Source organism: Bradyrhizobium sp. 142, assembly GCF_023074015.1.
Lineage (GTDB): Bacteria > Pseudomonadota > Alphaproteobacteria > Rhizobiales > Xanthobacteraceae > Bradyrhizobium.
Genome location: NZ_JADPKQ010000186.1, coordinates 1 through 2,442 on the forward strand (window position 1 = coordinate 1; position 2,442 = coordinate 2,442).

Sequence of the window (2,442 nt, forward strand, 5' to 3'; positions counted from 1 at the left end):
AAAGGCCAATGCCGCGATCCGCGGATGATGGAGCCGTCCGACGTAGTACGCGCGTCATGGCTCGCGCGAGTAGGGCGTGATTAACGTCGGCTGCCCGATCGACGGCGGACCTCATTGCCGACTGTGGCTGACAGCCGAGTGTGACCCGGGGCGGACGTTCCAAATCCAAAACAGGGTCGTGCGGGGGAGCGTAGAACAGGCCGCTCTAAGCTAACGCCAAATGGACCGGCCGTTCCATGTAGCCTCACCCCTTCCACCCCGCCTTACGCAAACCTTCAATGAGGTGAGAGTGGTCTTCTGGCCGAAACCACGGAGCTCTGTTGCGGACATACATATCTAACGCCCCGGTGCGCGCGAGACGGCCTTTTCCAGTTCTTCCTTCGCTTCCGCTGTGCGGCCAAGCTGGGCCAGCGCCGCCGCGGACCAGCGGTAGATCATCGGAAAACTGGGATACGAACGGATTAGGCGTTTCGCGGCCTCGATCGAAGCCTCGTATTCGCCGCAGAAATATAAGCCGCACGCAATGTGCAACAAACGGACTGCCAGATAGGGATCGCGGGGATCGAGCCTGATACACACGTTGAGAGACGTGACCCCCTCCTTAGGCCGTCCGGCAAAGATCAGCGTCGCGCCTCGGTGACCATGCGCGACCGCCAGATTTGGACTCATAGAGAGAGCTCGCTCAATCTCCGCCAACGCATCGTCCGCCTCGCCGCGTGCTTGCAAGGCCCAGCCCAGGCACGAACGGGCTTCGGCATCGGCACCATCGAGCGCGACCGCCCGGCGGGCCAACGCCTCCGCCGAGCGTTGCGCGTCTCGCAGGCCAATCTTCTGGTAGAGCGCGGCCGCTTGCAGCTGGTACAGAGCGAGCGCGCTGTAGCTGCCGCTGAAGGTCGGGTCGAGATCGATCGCCTGTCTGAAGAATTTCTCTGCGCTCTCATCGTCCTCTGGGGTCGCTTTGCTCAGATGCCATAGGCCGCGCTGATAGGCTGCCCAGGCATCAAGGCTGCCCGGCGGCCTGCGCATGGCGCGTCGGAGCTCGGCGTCTGCAATGGCGGGGGCGAGCGCGGTCGCCAGCGCTTCGGTAAGCTCATCCTGCACGGCGAAAATATCCTCGAGATCGCGGTCGTAGCGTTCGGCCCACACATGATTGCTGGTCGCCGCCTCTATGAGCTGCGCGGTCACGCGGATCCGGCTGCCGGCCTTGCGCACGCTACCTTCAAGCACGTAGCGGACGCCGAGCTCGCGCCCGACCTGTCTCACATCAACCGCTCGCCCTTTGTAAGTGAACGACGAGTTCCGCGCGATGACGAACAATGAGGGATAGCGCGATAGAGCCGTGATCACATCTTCGGCTATACCGTCGGACACGAATTCCTGCTCGGGGTCGGCGCTCATATTGGTCAGCGGCAGCACGGCGACAGAGGGCTTGTCAGGCAACGCGAGCGCCGAAATCTGGCGTTTGGGCGTCGCAGTCCGTGGGCCCGGGTCGATGATGATGCGGTAAACGTGGACAGGCCGGGCGATGTTCTTCAGAGTTTGCTCACCCGCTTCCTCAACGTCGAACGGCACCTTGTCGCGCGCGTGATTGAAGACAGTCTGAGAGATACAGATGCCGCCGGGTTCGGCGATGCTCTCGAGCCGGGCCGCAATGTTGACGCCGTCTCCAAAGATGTCATGGGCTTCGACGATGATATCGCCGATATTGAGCCCCACACGGAAGAGAATGCGCCTGTCTTCCGCGTCGTCGCAGGTAAGTTCGTTGATGCGGGACTGGAACTGCATGGCAGCCCGCACCGCTTCGACCGCACTTGGAAACTCAGCCAAAAACCCGTCGCCGGTGGTCTTCACGATGCGGCCACCGTGCTGCGCAATTGCGGGCTCGACACCTCCGGCGAGGAGTGCCGTCAGCTTGGCGTGTGTCGCCTCTTCGTCATTGTGCATGAGCCGAGAATAGCCAGCCACGTCGGCGGCCAAGATCGCTGATAATCTACGCTCGACTCGGCCCCGCTCTTGCACCATGGCCCGCACCAGGCCCACCAACCAGCCATACTCTACGACGGATCAGAGCGCAGCGCCAAACGCGCTTTGACGGTTTCGGTCACGCGCTAAGTTGAAACGTCAACTGTGCTGACGGGTGCGCCTGAATAGAGATCGAATGCGGGCCGCCAATGTCGCCTTCTGTGAAGGGTTTCGGATGCCGGTCCAATGGTTGGCGGTGCCACAAGCCGTGAGGGCCGGCGTCCGAAAGCGTCCAAGGGGAGGGAGTGGGCACGTAGGTGGGGCGGCGTGGGGCTATGGGGATTTGAGCGCCGCGGATGAGGTGTGTGATCGGAGTCGAGGCGTGAGCGTCATGGGAGGATCACCGTGCCCGGCCTTGACTTGCGCGGAATGCTCTGGATTGCGCGGTCAGGGTGATTGACGCTGCCGTTGAGCGGTGAT

The 2,442-nt window shown here is 62.5% G+C and carries 1 protein-coding gene; it reads right to left on the reverse strand.

Annotation, left to right across the window (positions count from 1 at the left end):
* Positions 1-336: 336 nt before the first annotated feature.
* Complete coding sequence (locus IVA82_RS17070; RefSeq protein ID WP_247387073.1) at positions 337-1,977, reverse strand: adenylate/guanylate cyclase domain-containing protein; 1,641 nt, start codon at positions 1,975-1,977, stop codon at positions 337-339.
* Positions 1,978-2,442: the final 465 nt, after the last annotated feature.